The sequence below is a fragment of the Armatimonadota bacterium genome (assembly GCA_037138755.1).
Classification (GTDB): Bacteria; Armatimonadota; Fimbriimonadia; order Fimbriimonadales; family Fimbriimonadaceae; genus Fimbriimonas.
In genome coordinates this window covers 187,225-210,573 of record JBAXHT010000001.1, presented here as the reverse complement: position 1 = coordinate 210,573, position 23,349 = coordinate 187,225, and the positions used below count along the sequence as shown (strand labels likewise).

Annotated in this window: 24 protein-coding genes; 8 read left to right on the top strand and 16 right to left on the bottom strand. The window is 54.7% G+C overall.

All coding sequences use genetic code 11. The annotated features are described in order from the left end of the window. Window positions 1-17: 17 nt before the first annotated feature. Genes WCK51_00940 through lexA form a run of 3 tightly spaced genes read right to left on the bottom strand, consistent with a single transcriptional unit; the run spans window position 18 to window position 2,850 of the window. Window positions 18-1,277: a glycosyltransferase N-terminal domain-containing protein gene (locus WCK51_00940; protein MEI7575431.1), complete on the bottom strand. Its 1,260-nt coding sequence runs from the start codon at window positions 1,275-1,277 to the stop codon at window positions 18-20. After that, the gene (locus WCK51_00935; protein ID MEI7575430.1) at window positions 1,274-2,167 is read right to left on the bottom strand and encodes a phosphoribosylaminoimidazolesuccinocarboxamide synthase; all 894 of its coding nucleotides are present in this window, start codon (window positions 2,165-2,167) and stop codon (window positions 1,274-1,276) included. The genes WCK51_00940 and WCK51_00935 overlap by 4 nt, the downstream gene beginning before the upstream one ends. Window positions 2,168-2,217: 50 nt before the next feature. Beyond that, window positions 2,218-2,850, bottom strand: a complete 633-nt coding sequence (gene lexA, locus WCK51_00930) for a transcriptional repressor LexA (GenBank protein ID MEI7575429.1) — start codon at window positions 2,848-2,850, stop codon at window positions 2,218-2,220. A 120-nt stretch (window positions 2,851-2,970) separates the two neighbouring features. Between lexA and WCK51_00925 the strand changes: the two genes are divergently transcribed. From WCK51_00925 to WCK51_00915, 3 genes are read left to right on the top strand one after another with little or no spacing between them, the layout of a single operon-like run. Then, a complete protein-coding gene (locus tag WCK51_00925; protein MEI7575428.1) occupies window positions 2,971-4,665 on the top strand; it encodes a peptidyl-prolyl cis-trans isomerase in 1,695 nt (564 codons plus the stop codon). Next, a complete protein-coding gene (gene rsmI, locus WCK51_00920; protein ID MEI7575427.1) occupies window positions 4,641-5,375 on the top strand; it encodes a 16S rRNA (cytidine(1402)-2'-O)-methyltransferase in 735 nt (244 codons plus the stop codon). Before WCK51_00925 ends, rsmI begins: the two co-directional genes overlap by 25 nt. 25 nt (window positions 5,376-5,400) lie before the next feature. Next, entirely contained in the window at window positions 5,401-6,333 is a 933-nt protein-coding gene (locus WCK51_00915; protein MEI7575426.1) for a polysaccharide biosynthesis/export family protein, read from the top strand. Window positions 6,334-6,376: 43 nt separating this feature from the next. Here the strand turns inward: WCK51_00915 and WCK51_00910 are convergent, their stop codons facing one another. Genes WCK51_00910 through WCK51_00900 form a run of 3 tightly spaced genes read right to left on the bottom strand, consistent with a single transcriptional unit; the run spans window position 6,377 to window position 8,998 of the window. Continuing rightward, window positions 6,377-7,150, bottom strand: coding sequence for a sugar phosphate isomerase/epimerase (locus WCK51_00910; protein ID MEI7575425.1), 774 nt, complete (start codon window positions 7,148-7,150; stop codon window positions 6,377-6,379). 10 nt (window positions 7,151-7,160) lie between these two features. Further along, window positions 7,161-8,207 (bottom strand): Gfo/Idh/MocA family oxidoreductase, encoded by a 1,047-nt coding sequence (locus tag WCK51_00905; protein ID MEI7575424.1) that lies wholly within the window; start codon window positions 8,205-8,207, stop codon window positions 7,161-7,163. Continuing rightward, a complete protein-coding gene (locus tag WCK51_00900; GenBank protein ID MEI7575423.1) occupies window positions 8,204-8,998 on the bottom strand; it encodes a TIM barrel protein in 795 nt (264 codons plus the stop codon). The genes WCK51_00905 and WCK51_00900 overlap by 4 nt, the downstream gene beginning before the upstream one ends. Before the next feature lie 83 nt (window positions 8,999-9,081). Between WCK51_00900 and WCK51_00895 the strand changes: the two genes are divergently transcribed. Further along, window positions 9,082-9,297 carry a hypothetical protein gene (locus WCK51_00895; protein ID MEI7575422.1) on the top strand — a complete coding sequence of 72 codons (216 nt, stop codon included), beginning with the start codon at window positions 9,082-9,084 and terminating at the stop codon, window positions 9,295-9,297. On the opposite strand, the gene WCK51_00890 is transcribed toward WCK51_00895, so the two are convergent. Beyond that, window positions 9,294-10,763, bottom strand: coding sequence for an AAA family ATPase (locus tag WCK51_00890; protein ID MEI7575421.1), 1,470 nt, complete (start codon window positions 10,761-10,763; stop codon window positions 9,294-9,296). The two genes, WCK51_00895 and WCK51_00890, sit on opposite strands and share 4 nt — an antisense overlap. Window positions 10,764-10,988: 225 nt before the next feature. Here WCK51_00890 and WCK51_00885 point away from each other — a divergent pair, with 225 nt between their 5' ends. Then, window positions 10,989-11,276 carry a hypothetical protein gene (locus WCK51_00885; protein MEI7575420.1) on the top strand — a complete coding sequence of 96 codons (288 nt, stop codon included), beginning with the start codon at window positions 10,989-10,991 and terminating at the stop codon, window positions 11,274-11,276. Window positions 11,277-11,304: 28 nt separating this feature from the next. On the opposite strand, the gene hisC is transcribed toward WCK51_00885, so the two are convergent. Continuing rightward, window positions 11,305-12,426 carry a histidinol-phosphate transaminase gene (hisC, locus tag WCK51_00880; protein MEI7575419.1) on the bottom strand — a complete coding sequence of 374 codons (1,122 nt, stop codon included), beginning with the start codon at window positions 12,424-12,426 and terminating at the stop codon, window positions 11,305-11,307. 147 nt (window positions 12,427-12,573) lie between these two features. Here hisC and WCK51_00875 point away from each other — a divergent pair, with 147 nt between their 5' ends. Further along, the gene (locus WCK51_00875) at window positions 12,574-12,870 is read left to right on the top strand and encodes a hypothetical protein (protein MEI7575418.1); all 297 of its coding nucleotides are present in this window, start codon (window positions 12,574-12,576) and stop codon (window positions 12,868-12,870) included. A gap of 52 nt (window positions 12,871-12,922) precedes the next feature. Here the strand turns inward: WCK51_00875 and WCK51_00870 are convergent, their stop codons facing one another. The 3 genes from WCK51_00870 to katG all read right to left on the bottom strand — a co-directional run bounded on the left by WCK51_00870 (window position 12,923) and on the right by katG (window position 17,524). After that, window positions 12,923-13,747: a hypothetical protein gene (locus tag WCK51_00870; protein ID MEI7575417.1), complete on the bottom strand. Its 825-nt coding sequence runs from the start codon at window positions 13,745-13,747 to the stop codon at window positions 12,923-12,925. Between the two features lie 612 nt (window positions 13,748-14,359). After that, window positions 14,360-15,301 carry a glycosyl hydrolase family 18 protein gene (locus WCK51_00865; protein ID MEI7575416.1) on the bottom strand — a complete coding sequence of 314 codons (942 nt, stop codon included), beginning with the start codon at window positions 15,299-15,301 and terminating at the stop codon, window positions 14,360-14,362. Between the two features lie 27 nt (window positions 15,302-15,328). Continuing rightward, on the bottom strand, window positions 15,329-17,524 hold the full coding sequence (gene katG / locus WCK51_00860; GenBank protein ID MEI7575415.1) for a catalase/peroxidase HPI: 2,196 nt from the start codon (window positions 17,522-17,524) through the stop codon (window positions 15,329-15,331). Window positions 17,525-17,654: 130 nt separating this feature from the next. Here katG and WCK51_00855 point away from each other — a divergent pair, with 130 nt between their 5' ends. Continuing rightward, complete coding sequence (locus WCK51_00855) at window positions 17,655-18,149, top strand: hypothetical protein (GenBank protein ID MEI7575414.1); 495 nt, start codon at window positions 17,655-17,657, stop codon at window positions 18,147-18,149. Here the strand turns inward: WCK51_00855 and WCK51_00850 are convergent. Together WCK51_00850 and WCK51_00845 are read right to left on the bottom strand one after the other, a co-directional pair. Beyond that, window positions 18,139-18,660: a hypothetical protein gene (locus WCK51_00850; GenBank protein MEI7575413.1), complete on the bottom strand. Its 522-nt coding sequence runs from the start codon at window positions 18,658-18,660 to the stop codon at window positions 18,139-18,141. The genes WCK51_00855 and WCK51_00850 overlap by 11 nt on opposite strands. Before the next feature lie 3 nt (window positions 18,661-18,663). After that, window positions 18,664-19,653, bottom strand: a complete 990-nt coding sequence (locus WCK51_00845) for a Gfo/Idh/MocA family oxidoreductase (protein MEI7575412.1) — start codon at window positions 19,651-19,653, stop codon at window positions 18,664-18,666. 121 nt (window positions 19,654-19,774) lie between these two features. On the opposite strand from WCK51_00845, the gene WCK51_00840 reads away from it, so the two are divergent. Beyond that, window positions 19,775-20,737, top strand: coding sequence for a hypothetical protein (locus WCK51_00840; GenBank protein MEI7575411.1), 963 nt, complete (start codon window positions 19,775-19,777; stop codon window positions 20,735-20,737). A gap of 6 nt (window positions 20,738-20,743) precedes the next feature. Here the strand turns inward: WCK51_00840 and WCK51_00835 are convergent, their stop codons facing one another. Genes WCK51_00835 through gatC form a run of 3 tightly spaced genes read right to left on the bottom strand, consistent with a single transcriptional unit; the run spans window position 20,744 to window position 23,333 of the window. Further along, entirely contained in the window at window positions 20,744-21,529 is a 786-nt protein-coding gene (locus WCK51_00835; protein ID MEI7575410.1) for a hypothetical protein, read from the bottom strand. Between the two features lie 59 nt (window positions 21,530-21,588). Then, the gene (gatA, locus tag WCK51_00830) at window positions 21,589-23,043 is read right to left on the bottom strand and encodes an Asp-tRNA(Asn)/Glu-tRNA(Gln) amidotransferase subunit GatA (GenBank protein ID MEI7575409.1); all 1,455 of its coding nucleotides are present in this window, start codon (window positions 23,041-23,043) and stop codon (window positions 21,589-21,591) included. After that, window positions 23,043-23,333 carry an Asp-tRNA(Asn)/Glu-tRNA(Gln) amidotransferase subunit GatC gene (gatC, locus tag WCK51_00825; protein MEI7575408.1) on the bottom strand — a complete coding sequence of 97 codons (291 nt, stop codon included), beginning with the start codon at window positions 23,331-23,333 and terminating at the stop codon, window positions 23,043-23,045. The genes gatA and gatC overlap by 1 nt, the downstream gene beginning before the upstream one ends. Window positions 23,334-23,349 lie beyond the last annotated feature (16 nt).

Below are 23,349 nucleotides of genomic sequence, written 5' to 3'. Positions count from 1 at the left end.
AGTCGACCAGCTGACCACTATTGCACAAGCGCATCAGCAACTACCGCAGCATATCGAGCACTGGCCCCAAGATTTCGCTGAACGAGCGAACTCGCTGCGAAGCCCATCTCCGACCTCAGATCGCCAGAACTAAGCAACTCCCGTACCGCAGCCTCAAGCTCCTCAGCGGTCGTGCAAACCCGACTAGACCTCGCTTCCAAACTTTGAGCTGCGACCTCGCGGAAGTTGAACATGTTCGGCCCGTGCAACACCGGCTTTCCAAGTGCCAACGGCTGAATAATGTTCTGCCCGCCGAGCGTATCGAACGCGCCGCCTACGACCACGATATCTGCCACTGAATACACCGCTCCGAGCTCGCCGTAGGTGTCAAGCACGAGGTAATCCGCCTTCTCTCGCAAGGAACGTAGGCCAACCGAAAACGGAGTGCTCCGAGCAAGAGTGAGGACATCGCTTGCCGTCTCCAAGTGCCGAGGGGCGTGGATCACCTGAATCTGACCCGCAAACGGCGCAAGCGCATCAACGACGAGCTTGACTTCAAACTCACTCCGAGTCGAACCGACAACGACGACAGGACGCTCATCTAACCCGAGCTCAGCCCGCCAAACCGAGGCATCGGAAGCCGAGGCCCCCGCCGCTTCATCAAACTTCGTATTCCCCAAAACTCGAACCTTTGGCGCGCCCAAAGCCCTGAACCTTTCGGCATCCTGCTCGCTCTGAGCGAGAACTTCCTTTACTAATGCCAAGGTCTCGGCAAAGAACCAACGAAACTTCATCGACCGCCGAAAAGCCCGGTCACTACTCCGAGCATTCACCAGAAACGCCGGAACCTCGAAAACATCGGCCGCCCAGAGGAAGTTGTACCAAAGCTCGGTCTCCATGACCGCGATAACATCCGGGCGAATCCGCTGGACCCCTCGAAGCTGGAATCGGGCAATATCAATTGGGAAATAGACCAAGAAATCGAACAGCCCAACCAACTTTTCACGAGCTGTCTGATGCCCGCTGCTGGTCGTCACGCTCAGCACAATCTCTGTCTTCGGACACTCCTTGCGAAGCTCCTCCAAGAACGGTTTCGCCGCGATCACCTCACCTACCGAGACCGCGTGAACCCAGATCCGCTTGTCGCCCTTCTTTTTGATCGGGAGCGATTTTTCGTAGTTCCCCTGCCGTTCCGCCCAGTTCGGCTGCTCGCCTCGCTTCTTAGTGCGCAACCACATCCACGGCACCCAGAGCGGCGCCAGGCCGACCAGGATGAAGTTGTAGATCAGGTACATCATAGGTCAGGCTCTTGACCGACGATTCGACAATATGCGTCGATGTATTTTGCGCGGGTATTTTCGACAATGTCGGCGGGCAAGACTGGCCCCGGCGGGTTCTTATCCCATCCACTGGTCTCCAGGAAGTCACGCACAAACTGCTTGTCGAAGCTTGCCTGGCTCTTGCCTGGCGCATATAGTTGGGCATCCCAATAGCGCGAACTGTCTGGTGTGAGGACCTCGTCAATCAAGATGATCCCATCCTCGGTCTCTCCGAACTCAAACTTCGTATCTGCGAGAATGATTCCGCGACTCGCCGCATGGGCAGACGCCCGCGAGTAGAGCTCAAGCGTCCAAGTTCGAAGTAGTTCTGCGGTCTCCCGGCCGATTCGGTTCACGACCTCTGCAAACGAGATGTTCTCATCATGTCCTTCTTCCGCTTTTGTTGCCGGAGTGAAGATGGGTTCGGGGAGAGCACTTGAATCTACCAAGCCAGTCGGCAAGCCGAGACCATGAACGGCCCCGCCTTCGCGGTTGTACTCCTTAAGCAGTGAACCAGTGATGTACCCACGAGCAACACACTCCACCGGAATTGTTCGAGCTTTCTTGCAAAGCATCGACCGACCGCGCAGCTCCGGTTGAGGCTTCTCGCACTTGGATTGAATTACATCAAATTCGGCTGACAAAACGTGGTTGGGGCATACATCCGCAAGGAGCGAAAACCAGAACGAACTCATCTGCGTGAGAATGCACCCTTTATCAGGAATGCCGTTCGCCATCACGGCATCGAAAGCCGAAATTCGGTCCGTCGCAACAATTAGCACCGAATCGCCAAGGTCATACACATCCCGCACCTTCCCGGTTCGCGGAGCGGGGAGGCCAAACACGGCAGAGTGAAGCAGTTCGGGCATCGGAAAATCAGTTTACCGATGCCCGAATGGGGTGCCTGCTAACAAACGAATCAGAAGGACATGCCTTCGTAGTCGCGGAACAAACCGACGACCTTGCCGATGACCTCAGTTTCGCGGGGATCGACCTCAAACGGCTCGTAAGCGGGGTTCGATGAAACCAGAGTCACTTTGCTTCCGGCCTTGTTGATCCTCTTGATCGTCGCTTCCTCGCCAACTCGAACTGCCATGACGTCGGATTGATGGAACGTCTTCTGAGGACGGATCACGACCAGGTCGCGCGGCATGATGCCGTCTCCAACCATCGAATCGCCTTTGACTCGAAGCAAAAATGCGCCATCGACGTTGCGTACCATCTCCGAAGGAACCGGGATCATCGCTTCCTTATCTTCCTCAGCCAAAACGGGGGAACCAGCGGCAATCGAACCTACCAATGGCAACATCGCCACCTTCGAATTCCCAGGTGTGTATTTGGGATGCGTCAGTTTAATGGAGCGCGGAGTGTTCGACCGGGAGATGTAGCCCTTCCGCTCTAGAGCGTCTAGGTGAACGGTCACGCCTCGCAAGGAGCCGATCTCGAATCGAGTGCCAATTTCGCGAATCGACGGAGGATAGCCTTCGCCTTCTACGTACTCCAGAACGAAGTCCAGAATTTCTTGTTGCCGCTTTGTGAGTCCTTTCGCCATGCGCGCCTTCTACCTATTAGGTAGACGGATTATACGTCCTGTTTGTCTACTTGTCAAGGCGGCGGGAACAATTTTCTGTCATAATTCAGTTCTTCCCCAATTAGGAGTAGGTGTTTTCCCTTGTCAATCAGCACTGTAAGAGAGAAGTTTTTTGAAGGTGGATGCGGAAAGTCAGTATTGCTTTTCAGCGCCATTGCAATGGTCGTCACAATGGGCTACAGCGCGTGTGGGCGCTCAGCCAAGTTCGCCGCAACTGATGCGAAAGGTCAGAAGCTAGCAACGTTTGCTACAGTCGGTGGAGTCGAACTCCCCGTCGCATGGGTTGATAAAGCTCAGGAGCAGCTCATTCAGCAACAGCTCGGCGGAAACGCTCAGCTATTGGATCAGTTGCCCCCGACATTCGCGGTCAGCCTCCAAACCCAGGCCGTCACCCAAGTGATCGAGCAGGGCTACATGTTAGAAGCCGCGCTTCAATCCGGAATCAAGATCGACGAAGAGTCGATTAAGAAGGAGATCACGCTCGACAAGTTCAAGAAGTCGATCCGAGATCAGCTGGGAACCCAGCTCAAGCCAAACGCAACCGACGCCGAGCTTGACACTAAGGTCAAGGAGCTCGCTCAAGGACAAACCGTAGCTGATCTGTACAAGAAACAGATGGACGAGTTCACCAAGAAGCTCGCTGATCCGGCAGAGAAGCCGCTCCTTCAAGCTCAATTCGGCCCTGCTGCCGCAGTCGAGCAGATTAAGAACTCACTCAAGCCAGATGAAGCCGCGGTGAAGGAAAGCTTTAAGCAATTCGACGTCAAGCGAATCCTCATCAAAGGTGCGGACCAAGCTAAGGCGAAGAAGATTTACGATGAGATCAAGGCTGGCAAGACCTTTGAATCCGCGATGGATCAGTATTCGGATGAAGTCGCCGAAGCTGGAAAGAAGAAGAGCGATCGCATCATGCCGGTTCCTATGACCGCAATCCAGCGCAGCGAAGACCTCAAGCCAATCGGTTCGTTGACTCCAAACGGATACACCGAACCCGTCAAGACTCCGGACGGACTTTCGATCTTCAAAGTCATCGCCATCAAGGCCAACGTTCCTCCCGACTTCGACAAGGAAAAGGCGCGATACATGACCCAATGGGCATCCTCGGAAGCTCAAGGTCAGTTCCAAAAGAAAATCGACGAGCTCAAGAAGTCAACGCTCCCTAAGTTCGAACTCAAAGCTTATGAAGCCGCCTATGCCCTCGGAAAGGGCATGATGGAGGCTGCCGACAAGATCAGCCCGGAGATTCAAAAGGCGTATGATCTCGCTAAGGGCGTCTCGAAAGACGAGCCAGGCGCTGAACTCGCTGCAACCGTCGCTCTCGCTGCCTTCCAAAAGATCTATGACGCTCCGGGAGCCGATAAGGCGAAGCTGAAGGCAGAGCGAATCGCTTCTCTCACCAAGTTCCTTGAGTTCAAGGATAACTGGGATCTGCGAAAGGAGGTCATCACCGACCTCAAAGACCAGAAGAAGGGAGATGATGCTTACAACCAGCTGCTGATTGCTCTCGACAAGAATAACAAGTACGACGCGAACGGTCAGCGAATCTACAGTGATGTCGCCGCGAGCTTCAAGGAGCTCCAGGCAGCTACGCTGGTTAAGGCTGAGCAAGAAAAGGAATTCCGAGGACGACAAGAAGAATGGCAAAAAGCAAAGGCCGACTACGACAAGACCGAAGCCGAACTAGCCAAGCAACAGAAGGAAGAGGAAGCAAAGCAGAAGGCCGCACAACCCAAGGCGCCCACAACTCCTCCATCGAGCTCGGCTCCGAAAAAATAAAGCCAAAGCTCACCCTCGTCGCAACGCCGATCGGGAATCTGGGAGATATCTCTCCCAGAACCCGTACGGCGTTGACAGAGGCAGATTTCTGGATCGTCGAAGATACACGGATCAGTTCCAAGCTTGGGCATGTCTTGGAAGTGAAGAAGTCCATGCGGGTGGCAAACGACCACACCGACGACTACAAACTCAATCAGATTATGAATGAGATCGAAGAGGGTCGAACGGCCGCTCTTCTCACCGATGGTGGAGCCCCCGGCGTCAGCGACCCTGGATCGCGGCTGGCAGACCTCGCTCACAACAGAGGAATCGAAGTCGATGCTATCCCTGGGCCATCGGCTCCCATAACGGCAATCATGCTATCAGGGTTTTACGCTCAGCGATTCGCCTTCCTCGGCTTCCTCGGCAGAACAAAGGGTGCCATGCGAAAGGAACTGGCGCAGTTTGTGGAATCACCCTACACTCTGGTTCTGTTTGAGTCGCCTCACCGTTTCCGAACACTCTTGGAGGCATCCGCAGAAGTACTAGGTTTTCGCCGATATGCGGTCTGCAGGGAGATTTCTAAGCTAAATCAGCAAGTATTCCGAAGCACTCTTCCGACTATTCCTTCTGAGGGTGAAGTGCCGGGCAAAGGCGAGATAACCATTGTAATCGAAGGTCATCGCCGAACTCAGCAGGAGGCTGAACATGCTAAACTTGAAGACGAGTGAGAACTCTGGATATACAATGAATTTAATGGTGCGAAGATTGGTGGTGTTCATGGGAGTCTTTTTGGCTCTAACCACGGCATGCTTTGCCCAAAATTCAACCTCGGCAAAGCCATACACTCTTAAGCCAGAAGATGTTATTCGGATCCAAGTTTTCAACCAGCAACAGATTGCCGCCGACGTTCCTGTTGGTGAAGATGGCAATATCGCTGCTCCCTTCGTCGGAGTCCTTTACGTCGAAGGCAAAACGATCGCTGAAGTTGAAAAGGCACTCTTCGATCTCTACAAGAAGAAACTGCTCCTTCGCGATCCGATCGTTTCGGTCACCATCACTCAGTACCGGAGGCTGAAGGCCAGTATTAACGGTCAGGTAAACCGCCCTGGAGAAGTGATCTTCCGTCCGGGCGACACCATCATGAACCTGCTTTCGGCAGGTGGTGGGTACGTTTCAGACAGGTCGGACGCACGACGCTCCACATTGCGCCGAAAAGGTTCGCGAGAACTGATTCCCATCGACTTGTATGCTCTCACCGTATTCGGAGACAACTCGCAGAACTACGAACTTCAGGATGGCGACATTCTTGATATTCCTGAAGAGCAGCGCAACCGAATCATGGTTCTCGGCCAAGTCAGAAACCCTGGGCTGTTCCCCTACCGCGAAACGATGCGCCTCATGGACGCACTGACGATCTCTGGTGGCGAAGTTCCTTACCGAGCCAGAACTTCAAAAGCGTATGTCATGCGAGAACTCCCTGGACGACCGGGCGAGTACGTTCGCATCAACGCCGACCTGGTCAGCTTCCTTGTGAAGGGAGATTCGGTCCAGAACGTCAAGCTGCTTCCCGGAGACCTCGTATACATTCCTGCAACCAACACGCCTGACTTCCAGCAGGTCAACGCGATTGTCAACACGCTGTTCATCTTTAACTCGCTCAGCAACCTTTTCGGGTTCCGACTCTAAAAACGGCTGAGTTAACCAAGTAAGGTCTGACGCCCCTGTGGGATCAGACCTTTTCTGTTTGTTGCAAGTAGTTCAGAGATTGTCGCAGACAGTCGAAAGGATCTTCGCCATAGCAGTCGTCCTGCTCAACGATCCCCCACTGAGTCCCTGCGGCATCCAGAGCGGGAAGAATCTTGTGCCAAGCCAGGTTTCCGCGCCCAACTGGAGCCATCCGGATCTCGCCCTTTACAACCGCCTTGTCTTTGAGGTGCACGACGTTCACGCGTCCCCTCATCTTGCTGATCTGATCCGCGCAGTCCACACCCGCATGGACGATCCAATAGGTATCAAGAATGAACTGGAGCCGCGCATCAGCCTCAGTGAGCATGATATCGTAGGCCTTCTTTCCACCCTTATCCTCAAACTCGACCGCATGATTGTGATAGCAGAAGTTGAGGCCCTCAGCTCCAAATGCGTCGATCACCCGCTGGGCATCCTTCAGCCACTCTCTCCATGCGGGGGCGCCGCCGTCAAAGCACTTCTTAGGGCCCATTCCAATACCGATATGTGTACAGCCAATCGTCTTGTGGAGCTTGATCTCTGCGTCTGTTTTGTTGAGCAAGTTTTCCCAGGGTCGGTGAGTAGCGCAACAGACCAGGTTGTACTCCTGTAGCCAATCACGAAGCTGCTCGGGCGAGACTTCTTTCTCGAAAGCCTCCACTGCCGAAATCTGAACGCCCTCATAGCCCATCTCATGCACTCTCTGAAGTGCGGTGCGGAGACCCGAAGCGGTCTTAACGTGTTCACGTAATGTATAGAACTGTGCTGCCCATCTCATGCTGCCCATTTTATCCCTCTAGCTCCGCGAGTTCGACTCGCTCCCCGCCCCGGCGGGAACTCTCATAAATAGCCAATATGACTTTCAGCGGTTCCAACGCCGCCCGACCCGTCACAAAGGGAGCTCGATCCTCCAAGATCGCGTTGGTAAAGTCTTGAATCTGCAAGCCGTGCTGAACATGGAATGGTGCCGTCGGGTCCTCATCTAACTGATGGTCCTTGCCCAGGAGGACAGCGGGTCCAAATGGCTCATGCTCGGCTGTTTCCTTGGTCACCCAAACCTTTGCTCGGTCTCCCTCAATAACGACTGTGCCCTTGGTGCCATGAACCTCCAGTCGCTCAGACAATCCAGGATAGAACGAAGTCGAGCCCTGAATGACCCCCATCGCTCCGCTGTTGTATTCCACCATCGCCATCGCCGAGTCTTCAACCTCGATATTGTGCATTCCCGTCCGAGTCCGGGCCTGAACGGCTTTTACTCCCCCCATAATCCACTGGATCATGTCGATGTAATGAACGCTTTGGTTCATCAAAGCCCCGCCGCCGTCCATCGCCCAAGTTCCGCGCCAGCCGGCACTGTCGTAGTACGACTGGCTGCGGTACCACTTCGTGATCGAATCGCCTTGGAGCAAAGTTCCTAGCTCGCCACTCTGCGCCGCATCGTGGAGCCGACGAATATCCCGCGCAAAACGGTGCTGGCTGATGCACCCCAACCTGACCCCGGCTGACTCGGCGGCTTCGACCATCCTCAGGCCATTGACCAACGTGATATCTAAAGGCTTCTCAGTCAAAACATGCGTGCCAGCTTGGGCCGCTCGAACGGTGTATTCACTGTGCATCCCGCTGGGCAGACACACCAAAACCGCATCGACCTCTTTCAGCAACTCATCAAAGTCGGTAAACCCAGGGACCGAATATTCTGCTGCCCGAGCCGCGAGCTTCGCTGAAACTTCGTCGCACACTCCAACGAGCTCGGCACCTGTCGCCGCGACAACCGCGTCGCAGTGTGATTTCGAGATATTCCCGCACCCCAAAACCCCAAACCGAACCACACTCATAGCTCCTCCAGTATGCCCTTTATCGCCCGCGAGGCGATCCCAAACGATTCAGTCCCTGAGAATCCACCCCGATCTCCCGCGAACTGCAAATGCGGCTCAATCGAGAGCACCCCCTCCCAACTCTGTTGCTTTAACCAGACGAGAGTCTCCCGAACTTGCCCAACCCCTTCACCCGCCGGAACCACCTTTCCGTCTTCTCGCGCATCCTTGATGTGAACCGTCTCCAAATGCGGCAACAGCCAAGGAAACCAGTCCTTCATGGCGAAAAATCCGTGCTGCACAGAGTTGGCAAAGTCAAACGCCGCCATGAAACTCGGAGAACCAAACGTCTCAAACAACCGCTGAGCATTCCCCGGAATCGACCCGTAGTACTTGCCGTCATTCTCATGCATCAGCACAAGATCGTTCTCCGCCGCAAAGCCGACCTGCATCGCCATCCAAGGCTCAATGACCGCCCAATCATCACCATCCGGCGAGAAGATGCGAATTCGATTGATCCCTAACAATCCCGCAATCTCTGAGGCTCGTACCAGTTTCGCAAGCTCGTCATCGGCAGACCCTTCCGCCACCGCAACTTTGTTAATCGGCGAAGCCACGCAGTTGAAACCCAACCCCGAATCTTCTGCCAGACGCCGAACTTCAAGAACTTCGGCGTCCGAAAGCTGCATGACGTTCTTCCCAAACGCCGACCGGAGATCGATCAACGTGATGCCCTCCGCTAAAAGGTGCTCAAACTGAACTCCTAGATCCGCATCAATCTCATCCGCAAACGCACTCAGCACAAATCCCATGAATCACCACAAAGCTGGAAAGAGCAGATAGCCTGTCCAACCTACCAGGCTCAGAATACACCGAACACGGAACCAACCTCATCGTGTTCAATCAGCTCGGCTCAAACGAATCCTTTGCCCCGATGGCCTTTGTCTACGACGAGGATCATTCAGCCTACGAAGAACCCAAGCTCGTCAAGTGGCTCCGTGCACGCAAGGCGGAAAAGCCTTACCAGCCGAACCTCAAACTCGAGCCGAAGCCAAAGCTGAAGCTCGTTGAAGGCGGTCTCCAAGATGCTCAATCCGAAAAGGCGGCCTAACCCGCCGACCGAGCCCGCATCGAAGCCCAATCTCGCAATGCCGAGATGTCCTCTGCCATCATCACGCTCAGCGGAACACAGGCCTCGACCTCTGCCGCCAAATCCGCCTGTGTCAGCTCGCGCTTCTGAAAGAAAGCCCGTTGCAACGCCGCAACAACGCAAGTCTCAATCTCCGCTCCGTTAAAACCCTCGCTCGCCTCCGCCAGAACCTTGAGCTTGAACTTCTTGGGATCACGCTTGCGCTTTCCAATATGAATCCGGAAAATATCCTCCCGCTCCTTCTGCTCCGGAAGGTCGATAAAGAAGATTTCATCAAACCGTCCCTTGCGCAAAAGCTCTGGTGGCAAAGCTGAAACATCGTTCCCGGTAGCAACAATAAACACCGGCGACTTCTTCTCCTGCATCCAAGTCAAGAACGTCGCAAAAACTCGCGAGGAAGCCCCACTATCCCCCGAGTTACGGGTTCCCGCAAAAGCCTTCTCTAGCTCATCGACCCACAAAATGCAAGGCGAAATCGCCTCCGCCGTTGCAAGAGCCTTCCGCATCTGCATCTCGCTCTGCCCAACGTACTGGCCAAAAATTGAGCCAACGTCCAACCTAAGCATTGGCAAGTTCCACAAGGAAGCAATCGCCTTCGCCGTCAGAGATTTTCCGCACCCCTGAACGCCGAGCATCAAAATCCCCTTCGGCGCCGGGATCCCGAACTCCCGAGCCGCATCCGTAAAGTTCTCCGTGCGCTGGTTCAACCAGTCTTTCAATGTGCTCATTCCGCCGACATCCGCCAGCGAGGCGTCCGGCTGGAAATACTGTAAAACCCCCGATTTCCGAACAACCTGCTCCTTCTCCTTCTGGATTACCGCCGGATCAAACTTCTTCGACTCAACAATCGACCGAGCCAAAACCGCCTCAACTTCGTTGATCGTCAGCCCTTGCGCACTCTTCACAATCCGCTCGCGCTCAACTGGCTCCAGCGCGATCTGAGACCGAATCTCTTCGGGCAAGGATGCGTGGGCAGTGTCCAAAAGCCGCCCAATCTCATCCCCATCCGGTAAGGGAAAATTCAACAACGACACATCCTTCTCGATATCCGGGTGGAGCTCCATCGGCGATCCCGTCAGGATCAATGAAGTCTTCTTCTCTCGCAGACGCCCCGCAATATCGCGCAGCAAGCGCAAAACCCGAGGATCGCGCATGTAGTGATGGAAATCCCGCAGCATCACTATCGTGCCGTCCGGAGCCTCATAAACCTGCGCCAGCGCCTCTAGCTCCGGAGACAATGTACTCTTCGCCCCGGAACCCAAAACCGGCTTCATGCCTTGCGTCAACGACCACGTATGCAAAGTCCGCGAAAGCGTGGATGCGATCGCCTGAAGTGCTAACTCCACCCGTCGTTCTTCGTAGGAAACTACGTAGAGGATCGGGTACTTCGACCGAATCAGCGTCTCAATCTCGCGCTTTGAATCCATGTGCCTTTAGAATCTACCCTTCATACGCTTGCGACGTTGCAACGCGACTCACTGGGCAGAAATGCCCTCATAACGAATGACAGTGGAACCTTTTTAGGACTCCTACATGTATTTCTGTGCGAACCTATGGAGAAACTGAGGTCGGTTTACCGACGATTTAGAGAGGGAACTACTGAACCTTTCGCGATCAAAGACGTTCATTTAAAAGTAGAGGATAAGGAAACCATGCAATCGCAAAACACCAAGAGTGTAATCACGAAAAAGGAGGTTGAGTCGGTCATCGAGCAGTCGTTCGATGGTCTCTGGGAACAAGGAGTTCTCGGCGTACGTGTAAACGTTACCGAAGAGCAGGCAAACATCGCCGTTTACCTACTTCGTGATGCCGAAATGGATCACGTCAGCCAAGCTATCCAAACGGTATCCGACAATCTCGGAACCGATCTGGAGGTCCGCGACACCATCATACGCGGCGTCATCCCGTTCAACCGGATCACCACCAACATCGCAGCTTAACAATCACTTAATAAGCCCTGCTTAACGCTTAAACGTGAGCAGGGCTTTTTGCTGCCAAGACCTCACGATAACTCTCAACAAAAACGTCAAGTTCTTCAGGAGTTCCCACACTAACGCGTAAGCAATTTGGCAATCCCAAGACGTGGCCGGACCGCGTAATCACGCCCTTCCGCAATAACGCCTGGAAAACTGGCTCCGCTGGCTGACCAATATCCGCGAGGATAAAGTTCGCGTGACTCTCATAGGGCGTCCCGCCCGTCTCCTTAAACAACGCCGTCAGCCGATCAAGCCCCGCCTGGTTCATCGCAACTGTCCTGGCCACATACTCGTCGTCCGACAAAGCCCCAATCGCCGCCGCCTGAGCCAAGATATTCACGTTAAACGGCTCCCGAGCCCGGTCAATCGCATCCGAAATCTCCGGCGAAACAAACGCGTAACCAACCCGCAGCCCGGCCAACCCATAAGCCTTGCTCATCGTCCGCATCCCCACCACGTTCGGGAACCGCGACAAGAAATCCAGCGAATTCGGCATCCCCGGCGCGCCCTGCGCGAACTCAAAGTAAGCCTCGTCCAGCACAACTACCGCCGAAGAAGGAACCGACTGCAAGAGCCCCTCAATCTCCACCTGAGAAACAATCGTGCCTGTCGGGTTATTCGGGTTAGCAATAAAGATCAACCGCGTGCGATCCGAAGCCCGAGCCGCCATCGCCGGAATATCCAGCCGCATATCCGTCGTCAAAGGAACCTTGGTCAGAACGCAGTTCGCCAGCCCCGCCGCCGCGTCATACCGCACGAAAGAAGGATCGCCAACAATGATCTCATCCCCTTCGTCCTCCAAGAAAATCTGCCCGAGCAGATGAATAATCTCATCGCTCCCGTTCCCCACGACAATCTGGTTCATTGGCAAGCCGTACTTCGCCGCCAAAGCCTCACGCAGCGAGAAGCACGAAGCATCCGGATAAAGATGCAGCGTCTCCGCCGCCGCCTTCACCGCCTCAACCGCCCGAGGCGACGGCCCCAAAGGGTTCTCATTCGAAGCCAGCTTTATCACCCGATCCAACCCCAACTCCCGCTGAACCTCCCCAATCGGTTTCCCCGGAGAATAAGGGCTCATCTTCAAAATCGCAGGTCGAATCGGAGTTTCAGACACCCCTCCATTGTGACAGACATCCTCCGAAAGTCCCCCTCTCCATTCATGGAGAGGGGGATTTAGGGGGTGAGGCCGAACACCGACCAGATTCCGCCTCCGGAATAAGCCCAGCACTACTTTCAAGATAGAGCGCGTACAATGAGCAAGATGAAAGTCCCTGTCGACGCGAATCGGCAAGACGGAGAACTGAAGCCAAAGAATAGGATCGGTTGCGGTGTCGCACTCATGAGCCTTTTCGCCGGCGTTCCAGGAGGATTCATTCTGATATTGGTTGTGCGACACTTAACTGTGTATCACAATCTATCGCTCGCCCTGATCGCCCTTTCGGCAGCGGGTTGCATATGTAGCAGAATTTATGAAAAGTTCGAGCGCCAAGCAATCATGCTGCTGTGCGCGAGTCTGGGCACCCAGCTCTCTCCTTTCATCTTGTGGTTCATGGATTAAAGCAAAATCGATGCCTAGGCAATCGCATTGCCTAGGCTAAAACAACCAACCCTTAGGCCTGACTCGCAACCCCAACCTCTGATTCTCCTAAACGAATTGGCATTGCTCCCGGAACCCGATACCCCTCTTCTAACTCAATCCCAAGATTTTTCGCTCGTCTCTCCAATTCTTTAGGATTGAACATGAACCGCTTTCCGCGTCTTCGGTGAATTTGTGCGAAGAACGGGTAACTCAGCGCTTCTTTCGCCGCAAGAAAGTCTTCGTCAGAGATTGTTGTCTCGCGATCCGCACGTAATTGCTCCAAAGCCTCAACTTTGAATCCCAAAGCAAAGTAGATCACCAACATAGCCAGGATGCCGAGCATCCACCAATCAGAAACCTTAAATCTCTCTATCAGGCCCATCAATGGCAGTGTGACCAACGCTAGCCCTGGAAACGTCCTGCCGAAGAAGCCGAAAACCCGCTTCTGTGACCGATACTCGGTTCGCAGAAACCAGTTCAGGGCTGGACGACTCAGACTCTCAAGCGCAACTTCCGAGATCGAGATTGCCTCGCCATAAATGAACGGACGCGGATACTCCCGGTTGTCTTTCCCGCGCAAAATCGAAAGGTGAGGCTTTCTCGCACCGCACTCGATGAGGAGTTCTGCCAATTCGGGGATCTCGATTGGTTGCGGTGCCTGTCCCCGCTTCTCGTTGAGTTTCCCAAGAAGATAAAAGCCGAAAGGAACGGCTACCAATCCAGGAAGCATTCCTCCAGGATATTTCCCCGCCGCCAGACCGTAGAGTGTCATCAAGCATCCAAGGAGACCGGCGTAACAAAGCCCAAACAACGCTAGTTGCTGACGCTTGCTGAGCCCCCCGATCCACTCTCGCACAAAGCAAGTATAACAAAAACGTACTACACTCCGATAACCTCACACGCAAACACCGCGCTGAGCACTCTTGCTGTATGATGGAAACACGATGACCGCGCTTCTCGCCTTGCCGATGCTGGAGCATCAACTTCCGCCCGTCGAAGTCACTCAGTCCGGGGTCACCACCGGCGAGACACTTGCGTGGGCTGAGTAAGCAAAAGTAACTGGGGTGGCACTGGTAACCGCGCCCAGAACAACTCGACGCCCTCACCGAGCCAGGTTACCAGTGAACCAACTTGGAGCAGTCAGAGCTTTGGATAGAAGTTCAACAACCCCAACTCCCAACGAGAAGGTTGACAAACCCCCCGAAACTTCGCCTACAAGGTGATGATCAAAAATTCTTTACACTCGCGCGTCGAAGATCCCGGCTGCGTCAGGGCGGTACGTCCCCAAGAAATAGACGCATCTCACCTGCCCCCGCCGAAGCCCGTGCAAAGCGGTGTACAAGCCTCCCAACTCTCACCTCAGAAGCCTGTCCCCACTTGTCCCCACCCAAATTGAAAAACGAGCACCTATTTGAACCCAATGTCCCCACCAGAATGCGTCGCAGTTCTCTCCGAAACTGAAGAACGCTCACCGACCCGGAATCAAGCGCCAAACGTCCGGCTCTTCCGAGCCGCAATACCAGGCGCTCACCTTGTTCAACCCCAAGGACCGAATTGCTGCAACCTTCTGCTCAAACGCCGCCCGACCGGAAAAGAAAACCGAAGGACCCTGGGTCAGCTCCCCGCTGGAGGCATCCATCCGAAACGGCAGCCGAGAGAGGTCCGCATACGTCAGAGACAAAGCCGGCTTTTGCCGCCAGTCATATCCGTACCACGCAACCCCGATATCTACCTTCGACAGAGGCATTTGGGTGATAGCGAACTTCGCCACCCGAACAACCCAGTCTGTCGGAGCAATCGGTCCCGGCTCCGAGGTCGACCAGTGAACGTCATAACACATGATCTTCACCCGATCCGCCACCGCCCCAATCGCCTTCCAATCCTGCGCCTTCGGCCCATCCCAGTTCCCCGGCTCCGACTCCTTAGGATGTACCGTGACAGACAAAAGCTTCTTCTGAGCATGGAGCGCTTTGGCCAAATCCGCGACGAACGCTGAATACGCCTTCCGATCCGTCACTGCCAAAGACTCAAAATCGAGATCAATCCCGTCCAGAGAATCCTTCTTAACGAAGCCGACCAAGGTAGCTACCGCCGCCTTGACCTTCTTCGGGTCGTTCAGCATCAGGCTCATCGCCTTTGCATTAAAGCCATCAGGCAGAACGAAGTTATGGACCATGCCGAGCACTTTGACCTTGTTCTTTCGCGCCGCTGCCTGAACACGCTTCCAATCTGCGTCTTTCCAACTCGACTTCAGAGCAATCGTACCGCTAGGCGTGATCTCATACCGCTCTGGCATGACTTCGCTCAGCTTCGCCGACTGCTTCTCAAACGTGCTGATGCTGGCAGGGTTCCAACCGACGATCCAGGCCGAGACGTACAAAGAAGGGGCAATGATTGACGCTGCTAGCATGTCGAAACATTACCCCCAAGGAGCGGATTACTTCAGGTCGAAGCGATCAAGGTTCATCACCTTGTTCCAAGCCGTAACAAAGTCGCGCTTGAACTTCGCCGCCGAATCGTCCTGAGCATAAACCTCAGCAATCGCCCGAAGCTCGCTGTTCGACCCAAAGATCAGGTCAGCCCGAGTTCCAGTCCAGCGAACCTGACCAGTCTTCCGATCCTTCGCCTCAAACACTTCCTGAGCATCCGAAGTCGCCGACCAAGTGACTCCGAAATCGAGCAGATTCACAAAGAAGTCATTGCTCAAAGTCCCCGGAGATGAGGTGAAAACGCCGTGAGACGAACCATCATAGTTCGTGCCCAGCACCCTCAACCCACCAACCAAAACCGTCATCTCCGGCGCGGTCAGGGTTAGAAGCTGAGCCTTATCAACCAGCAAGTCCTCGGTCAAAGCCGAAACTCGCCCGCTTCGGTAATTTCGGAAACCGTCCGCCAACGGCTCAAGCGCACCGAAGGAATCAACATCCGTCTGCTCCGCAGTCGCGTCAGTTCGTCCCGGAGTGAACGGAACCGAGAGACCAGAAGCTTTCTCGACCGCAGCGCAACCTGCCAGCACGATCAGATCCGCCAAGGAAACCTGTCCCGAAAACTCAGCCTTGATTCCTTCAAGAACCGTAAGCACGGAAGAAAGTTCCGCTGGATTGTTCACCGCCCAATCCTTCTGAGGCGCTAATCGAATTCGAGCCCCGTTCGCCCCGCCGCGCTTATCCGAACCTCGGAATGTCGAAGCCGACGCCCAAGCCGTTCGGACTAGCGACGAGACTGATAACCCTGAAGCCAAAATCTTCGACTTCAGCGAAGCAATCTCAGCGTCACCGACCAACGCATGATCCACCGCCGGAACCGGATCTTGCCAGATCAGAACTTCCGATGGAACCTCTGGACCGAGGTATCGCGAAATCGGCCCCATGTCTCGGTGGGTCAGCTTGTACCAAGCTCGCGCAAATGCATCGGCGAACTCCTCCGGGTTCTCGTGGAACCTCCGCGAAATCTTCTCATAAGCCGGGTCAACCCGAAGCGCCAGATCGGTCGTCAGCATCATCGGCGAATGGCTCTTGGATGCATTGTGCGCATCGGGAACCGTCCCGGCTCCGCCGCCGTCTTTCGGAGTCCACTGGTGTGCCCCCGCCGGACTCTTGGTCAGCTCCCACTCGAAGCCAAACAGATTCTCGAAATAGTTGTAGCTCCACTGCGCCGGAGTCGTCGTCCAGGCACCCTCAAGTCCGCTGGTGATCGTATGCTCCCCGGCACCCGAACCAAAGCTGTTCTTCCAGCCCATCGACTGCTGCTCAATCCCTGCCCCGGCTGGTTCGAAGCCAACGTAAACTGAAGGGTCTGCCGCACCGTGCGTCTTTCCAAAGGTGTGACCTCCAGCAATGAGAGCAACGGTCTCTTCGTCGTTCATCGCCATTCGACCAAACGTCTCACGGATGTCTCTCGCCGACTGAAGTGGATCTGGGTTTCCGTTGGGACCCTCCGGGTTCACATAAATCAGACCCATCTGGACTGCTGCAAGTGGATTCTCGAGGTCTCGGTCGCCCGAGTAGCGCTCGTCACCCAGCCAGGTTGCTTCGCCACCCCAATAAATGTCTTCTTCCGGTTCCCAGACGTCCTCACGTCCGCCGCCGAAACCGAAAGTCTTGAACCCCATCGACTCGAGAGCGCAGTTGCCGGCGAGGATCATCAAGTCAGCCCAAGATAGCGAGTTGCCGTACTTCTTCTTTATCGGCCAAAGAAGCAATCGAGCCTTATCGAGATTGGCGTTATCCGGCCAGCTATTCAGCGGGGCAAACCGCTGGGTTCCTGATCCGGCTCCGCCACGGCCATCCTGAATTCGATACGTTCCGGCACTATGCCACGCCATTCGGATGAAGAATGGTCCGTAGTGTCCGTAGTCCGCGGGCCACCACTCCTGTGAGGTGGTCATCAGGGCAAAGATGTCGGCCTTAACTGCAGCTAGATCGAGACCCGAGAAAGCAGATCCGTAGTCAAAATCACCCTCCATGGGGTTCGAGAGGGAGGAATTCTGGCGAAGGATGTTCAGCCGAAGTTGGTTCGGCCACCAGTCCCGATTCCCTGGCCCGGCTCCTGCCCCCCGACTCACTGTTCCGCCATGGAACGGGCAATGTGCAGAGGTCGAATTTACATCTTCAAGTGTCGTGTGCTGATCCATCTTCCCGAGAGTCTACGCCTTGGGTTGGGTTGGAATCGCCGGTCTAGCTGAACGGCAATGAATATTTGGGACACAAAAAAACCTGCACAACTGGCAAGACATTTAAATACATCATCGCGTAGTAGCTGATATGACACTCCAGAACTTGTCCTACCTCGCCGCCATGGTCGCAATGATCGAGCCGACGATTACTGACCTAAAGGATGGCTTTGTAAAGGTTGCGACCAAAAAGTACACCGTCGAAGTCCCCAAAGGATGGGAAGTTGGCGAGGAAACCAGTTTTGGTCAGCGAGAGTTCCACTCCGAGAAGGGCGAAATTGGCACGATGACAGGCAGTGCCAAGGGTTCGAACTGGGATCGACTTTACAACACTAGTTTGTACTTCATTCAGCGCCGCGAGAAAGCCACACCAACTCCCTACAAACTCAGCAAGAACAAGAAGGGCTACGAGACGATGAGCTTCGAAATGATCGGCAAAGACGGAAAGCCGACCTCAAAATACGTGATACTGAAGAACTCCAAGGAAGACATCCTTGCCCTCAGCGTACGGATCAGCCAAGTGAAGAGTGAGGCTGAACTCAACAAGGCTTTCGAAAGATTAGTCAACACCGCAGTCATGAACTGACTTGATCTGACTGCACCATCGTAAGCAATCCCCAAGAGTTGCGGATTGAACCGAATGTCAGCGATAGTGCTGGCATCATCGCGAACAAGAGGGTCTCTTTGAAGTTGGTGAAGTAGAACTGTCCCAGTAGGACGCAGAAGCAATACGTCATTGCCGAAACTCGGTAGGAGCGCATGATGAATGGATCGGGTTTGACACCTAATCTCTTTGTCTCAAAGAAGAGCCTGATTGTCCAGAAGAGACCCACGAGCCCGACGACAGTCCACATGATTCGGAACTGTATCTCCCGTTCGACGGGAACGATCATCTGCAAGGAGTAAGAAAGCAACATCAAGTAGTTGCTCAGCGTAAGCCTGGCGAGCCGAAAAAAGGCCGAGTTCTGCTTTTCGTGCAGAACTCGGCCGTGAAGCGAAACCGCGACGAACAGCAGCCCGAGAAGAGTGGCAGTTGCCCCGGCCAACACCGAGTAGAATGTCGCCCACTCCTTTACTAACGGACCAACGTGGTTCATCGCTTATCCCAAATCGGCGACTTTGACCATCGCCCCACCCGCTTCCATCGACTTCCAGGCAGCTTCGGTGAGGCGAATGACCTCGAGACCACACTCGAAACCACTTTCACAAGGGATTCCCTGGGTGATGCAGTCGAAGAAGTGCTGGTCCGGGGTCGAGCCGCCGTAGGTCTCTTCGTAAACGATCCGATCCTTGGCGAGATTTCGCACGGTCAGTTTTCCACCGCGTACGAAGAAGCCAAGCTTGGTACCCATGATCGTCATATCCTCGTGCCAGTTCGTTGAATCACCAATGATCGAGATGTTGCCCACCGCGCCGTTCTTAAACTTAATCGCAAGTGCCGAATCAATGTCGACCTGAAGCCCACGATTATCTCCAACCGCCGAAACCGTCTCGGCCTGTAACCCGGTGACCCAAAGCATGATATCAACAAAGTGCGAACCAGTGTCGTTCAGTTGTCCGCCACCGCTCAGTGCCGGGTCATGTCGCCAAGTCCCCGCGCAAGCAACCTTCCACTCTTGGCAGCTCAGGCCCGCAATGAACTGAATTTCGCCAGCTTCGCCGCTGTCGATCATGCCCTTGATCTTGCGATAGATCGAATCAAAGTGCCGTTGGTAGGAAACCATACCGACTTTGCCGCTCGCCCTTTGTGCGGCGATGACGCGATGCGCGTCGGCGACGGTGCAAACCATCGGTTTCTCCACGCAAGCATGCTTTCCAGCTTCCAATGAATCCACGATCTGTTGAGCATGGAGCGTGTGCGGAGTCATGATCATGACCGCATCCACGTTCGAATCTTTCAGCAAATCCTGATAGTCCGAGTATTCCGCCGCCCCCGCGCTCTGCGGATGCGCCGCTTTCATCGCTGCAATGTTATCCGCCGAAGTATCCGCCATCGCGACCACGCTTGCGCCCTTCACCTTCAGCAGGTTCGCCACGCGATACCTTGCAAACCCACCAACCCCGATCAGTCCAAATCGCACTTCTGCCATGACCCGCCGAGTTTAACCCGGCGGGCCGGGAAAGAAAAGCAGCTTGACGAAATTCAATGCCACATTCTGTGCTCAGGAGCCAGATTCTTATCTGATTCAAGCCAGTGTTATAATTCTGGATATGTACCGCAGTACTTGGGGGGCAGTCATCCTCCTGTTGTTCTCTCAATCGGGATTTCGATTGTCGGATCAGTACGTCAGCGTTGAGACTAGCCTCACGTACGAATCTGCGGCTGCAAAAGCGCTCGAGGGGCATGAACTCGATTGGCTGGACTATAGAATTGATTGGGAGAACACTGCGGCAAGCGAAGTTTGGACAAAGGCTGAAAGCATTTTTCGAGGCCACCGCCATGATATCCAAGCGCTCATGGCAATTGCGACTGAGCCTCGATTCGAGGAAAACAGGGGCCCCTTTCCACCGGCCTTCCAACGTGAGTCGTTTAACTTTATGCCGAAGGATCGATGGCTTGCCGGAGCGTCGTATTTGTGCATCGATGGAGTGCGAGGAGACGAACCAAGGACGTTTGACCGGGCCGCGACTTCTCTCAATCGGTGGATGTTCCATAAAGCAATGCTGATGGAAGCGAGGAATCCGCTCAGCCCACATCAAGCGAGACTCCTACTTTTGACAACGACATTTAGTCCGTGGTCGGGCAAGGAGAATCTAGCCAGACTCCGGCGAATGCACAAACAGTTGGAGAGTCGCGGTTACAACGACCGTTTTCTCCGCTTGGCTAGGCTCAACCTATTCGTCACGGAACTCTCCCTCAAGTCGAGACCAGCAGCTGACTTTGCAATATTGGAACGATTGGTTCACCAAGAGTTTCGGGAGCACCCTGGGTTCCGGCAACGGTTCTTGAAGGCATCTTTGGCGCAGCTTGAGGGTGAGTTAACATTGAATCAAGAGAGGTTCAATGACTTTTTCCGACAAGCCCTTGTGCTGAACCGAGAAATGGGTCTGGGAGATGAATATGACTTCAGAACGAGCCTCGAAGCGATGCTTTGGTATGAGAGACAGAACTACGAGAAACGCAAGGAAGTTTTCGGCGCAGCCGCCAAACCGATCGACCTTGACGCGCTCTGACCTAACCTAAGCCGACTCGACCACAGCTTTCTCGCCACTGTATTCCAAGTAGGCCACCGTCGTCGGATAATGACTCAGATCAACCTCATCCAGGGCTCGATCGATTGCCGACAACTGGGCCCGAGCTTCGGCGAGAGCGGACAAGAAGTCCTGCGAGCCTAGCGATGGGTCGCGGCCGACGTGGCGATAAGAGAGCATTTTCAGCCGTAGCGCGTCGAGAGTCGTTATGAAAACGCTGGCCTGTGCCTTTGTTCGCTCGATGCCGCCCGTCAGCTCCTGATAGTTCCGCTCATACTCTTGGACGTTCTTCTCGGCGACGGCGTAGAGGGCCGAAGCCTGGCGGTCGCCGGGATGGAAGGCGGGTAGGCCGTGCGAAAGCCATGGCTTGGCCTCGCTTTCGGCAATATCCGCATGCATGATGTCGGCCCAGCGGAGGGCTTCGTACAAGCCTAGCGCAACCTCCCTAACCGTATGCGGAAGCTCTTTGAACTCGGCGATTTCGGACGATTTTAGCTTCGCAATGCCTTCCTCAAACGCCCAGAATCGCTCACGGCAGGCGTACCACAACCCACCAAAAAATGGGTCAATAAACCGTCGCTCCATCTCAGCTTGGTAGGCGTCTTCGAAGTCGGGCTCGCGTCCGATGAGAACCGGAGTAAGGGGTTCGAGGGGATTCTGTGAGGCGATTCGGTGCGCCTTCTTGAGGTAAAGCCGCCGTACGAGCGAGAACCCAATGTTTCTCGCCTCGTCGCGATAAATCTGCAAATCTGCGTTTATGACTTCCTGTCTCATTGCCACCGCGCCCATCCTTGGCTTTGTTAGCTAAAGTATTGTACGCGATTTTGGACTGTTTAGAGAGCTGGTGGTCGCTTCGGGCTCACTGCGAACAGTTGCTCGGCGCAATAGGCCGCCTGAAGCATCCGCTCATCTTCCATCGGTGCACCCATCAGTTGTAATCCGACAGGAAGCCCGTGGGCGAAGCCGCACGGAATGGAGATTCCGGGCATGCCGCCCATGTTGGCAGGGATGGTGCAGTAGTCAAGCATCTTCATCTGCATCGGATCCTGGCTAAGGTCGCCGAGCTTGAAGGCAACGACCGGCGCAGTTGGTGAGACGATAAAGTCGTAGCTTTGGAAGGCCTCCAAGAACTGCTGCGTCATCATCGCCCGGACCTGCTGAGCGCGCAGGTAGAAGGCGTCGTAATACCCAGCACTCAAGGCGTAAGTGCCGATCATGATTCGGGCTTTGACTTCGTGCCCAAAGCCTTCAGCGCGAGTTTTGGCGACAACGTCAATGTGCCCCTGACCCTCCGATCGAGGACCGTACCGGACTCCGTCGAACCGAGCAAGGTTTGAGGAAGCCTCCGCAGGAGCGATGATGTAGTACGTGGTGACCCCGAGAGGGATCGAAGGTATCGAAATCTCGTCGACGGATGCCCCCTCTCGCCTCAGTGCCTCCAGTGACGCCTCGACCGCCTTCTGAACCTCTGGATCGGTGCCTTCGCCGTACATTTCCCGAGGGAAAGCCAGTTTGAGACCCTTTAGAGAACCGTTTTTGAGGTCTCGCGCAGAAACTGGCGGGGCGGGGTTGGAAGTTGCATCTCGCTCGTCGTGCCCAGTGGTGGCTTCAGCCAGGATCGCGGCGTCTTCCACCGTCTTAGTGATCGGCCCAATTTGGTCGAGCGAAGATGCAAATGCGACCAGTCCGTACCGAGAACATCTGCCGTAGGTTGGCTTGTAGCCAACCGTTCCGGTGAATGATGCTGGGAGCCGAATCGAACCTCCCGTATCCGAACCTAAAGATAGAGGCGCCAAATCTGCGGCAACTGCCGCCGCCGAACCGCCAGAAGACCCCCCCGGAGTTCGAGTGATATCCCACGGATTGTGGGCAAATTTGTATGCAGAGGTTTCGGTGGAAGAACCCATCGCGAACTCATCCAAGTTCGTCTTGCCAAGAATCACCGCACCTTGGGCTTTCAGCTTTTCAATAACAGTAGCGTCAAAGGGAGGAACGTAGCCCTTGAGAATCTTCGACGCACATGTCGTTTCAATTCCTTCGGAGGACATGTTGTCCTTCACGGCGACCGGAATCCCGGTAAGTAGGGAAGCGTCTCCCGAATCAATCCGTCCTTGGGCAGCGGCGGCTTCGCCCAACGCACGATCTCGATCGACCGCCAAGAAAGCTCCGTATTTCGAATCCTCCGCAGCAATGCGATCTAAGAATGCAGTGGCGACGTCCACTGCAGAAACTTCTTTTGAACGCAACTTTGCGGCGATCTCAACGGCGGTAAGCGATGTTATCGACATCAATCCTCAATGATCATGGGGACGAGGAACAGGCCTGCCTTGCTCATTGGGGCGTTTTTGAGGGCGAGTTCGCGTTTGAAGGATGTGCGCGGGACATCTTCGGCCCAGACATTAGTGAGGTTAGAAGCATGAAGTTTAGGGTTAATCCCGCCAAAATCAACCGCTTGAATATCAGAAAAGTGTCCGATCAGCGCGTTCAGCTCGGTTTGAAGCGACATCATTTCAGGCTCGTCGAGATCCAAACGAGCGAGTTTTGCTACATGCCTTACTTCATCAAGCGAAATCGCCATAGAGATTGATTTTAGC

What these genes read in the sequence shown, in the direction of transcription:
- WCK51_00940 (MEI7575431.1), bottom strand. Translation starts at nt 1,277, where the DNA reads ATGATGTACCTGATCTACAACTTCATCCTGGTCGGCCTGGCGCCGCTC.
- WCK51_00935 (MEI7575430.1), bottom strand. Translation starts at nt 2,167, where the DNA reads ATGCCCGAACTGCTTCACTCTGCCGTGTTTGGCCTCCCCGCTCCGCGA.
- lexA (MEI7575429.1), bottom strand. Translation starts at nt 2,850, where the DNA reads ATGGCGAAAGGACTCACAAAGCGGCAACAAGAAATTCTGGACTTCGTT.
- WCK51_00915 (MEI7575426.1), top strand. Translation starts at nt 5,401, where the DNA reads ATGGTGCGAAGATTGGTGGTGTTCATGGGAGTCTTTTTGGCTCTAACC.
- WCK51_00910 (MEI7575425.1), bottom strand. Translation starts at nt 7,150, where the DNA reads ATGAGATGGGCAGCACAGTTCTATACATTACGTGAACACGTTAAGACC.
- WCK51_00905 (MEI7575424.1), bottom strand. Translation starts at nt 8,207, where the DNA reads ATGAGTGTGGTTCGGTTTGGGGTTTTGGGGTGCGGGAATATCTCGAAA.
- WCK51_00900 (MEI7575423.1), bottom strand. Translation starts at nt 8,998, where the DNA reads ATGGGATTTGTGCTGAGTGCGTTTGCGGATGAGATTGATGCGGATCTA.
- WCK51_00890 (MEI7575421.1), bottom strand. Translation starts at nt 10,763, where the DNA reads ATGGATTCAAAGCGCGAGATTGAGACGCTGATTCGGTCGAAGTACCCG.
- WCK51_00885 (MEI7575420.1), top strand. Translation starts at nt 10,989, where the DNA reads ATGCAATCGCAAAACACCAAGAGTGTAATCACGAAAAAGGAGGTTGAG.
- WCK51_00875 (MEI7575418.1), top strand. Translation starts at nt 12,574, where the DNA reads ATGAAAGTCCCTGTCGACGCGAATCGGCAAGACGGAGAACTGAAGCCA.
- WCK51_00865 (MEI7575416.1), bottom strand. Translation starts at nt 15,301, where the DNA reads ATGCTAGCAGCGTCAATCATTGCCCCTTCTTTGTACGTCTCGGCCTGG.
- katG (MEI7575415.1), bottom strand. Translation starts at nt 17,524, where the DNA reads ATGGATCAGCACACGACACTTGAAGATGTAAATTCGACCTCTGCACAT.
- WCK51_00855 (MEI7575414.1), top strand. Translation starts at nt 17,655, where the DNA reads ATGACACTCCAGAACTTGTCCTACCTCGCCGCCATGGTCGCAATGATC.
- WCK51_00850 (MEI7575413.1), bottom strand. Translation starts at nt 18,660, where the DNA reads ATGAACCACGTTGGTCCGTTAGTAAAGGAGTGGGCGACATTCTACTCG.
- WCK51_00845 (MEI7575412.1), bottom strand. Translation starts at nt 19,653, where the DNA reads ATGGCAGAAGTGCGATTTGGACTGATCGGGGTTGGTGGGTTTGCAAGG.
- WCK51_00840 (MEI7575411.1), top strand. Translation starts at nt 19,775, where the DNA reads ATGTACCGCAGTACTTGGGGGGCAGTCATCCTCCTGTTGTTCTCTCAA.
- WCK51_00835 (MEI7575410.1), bottom strand. Translation starts at nt 21,529, where the DNA reads ATGAGACAGGAAGTCATAAACGCAGATTTGCAGATTTATCGCGACGAG.
- gatA (MEI7575409.1), bottom strand. Translation starts at nt 23,043, where the DNA reads ATGTCGATAACATCGCTTACCGCCGTTGAGATCGCCGCAAAGTTGCGT.
- gatC (MEI7575408.1), bottom strand. Translation starts at nt 23,333, where the DNA reads ATGGCGATTTCGCTTGATGAAGTAAGGCATGTAGCAAAACTCGCTCGT.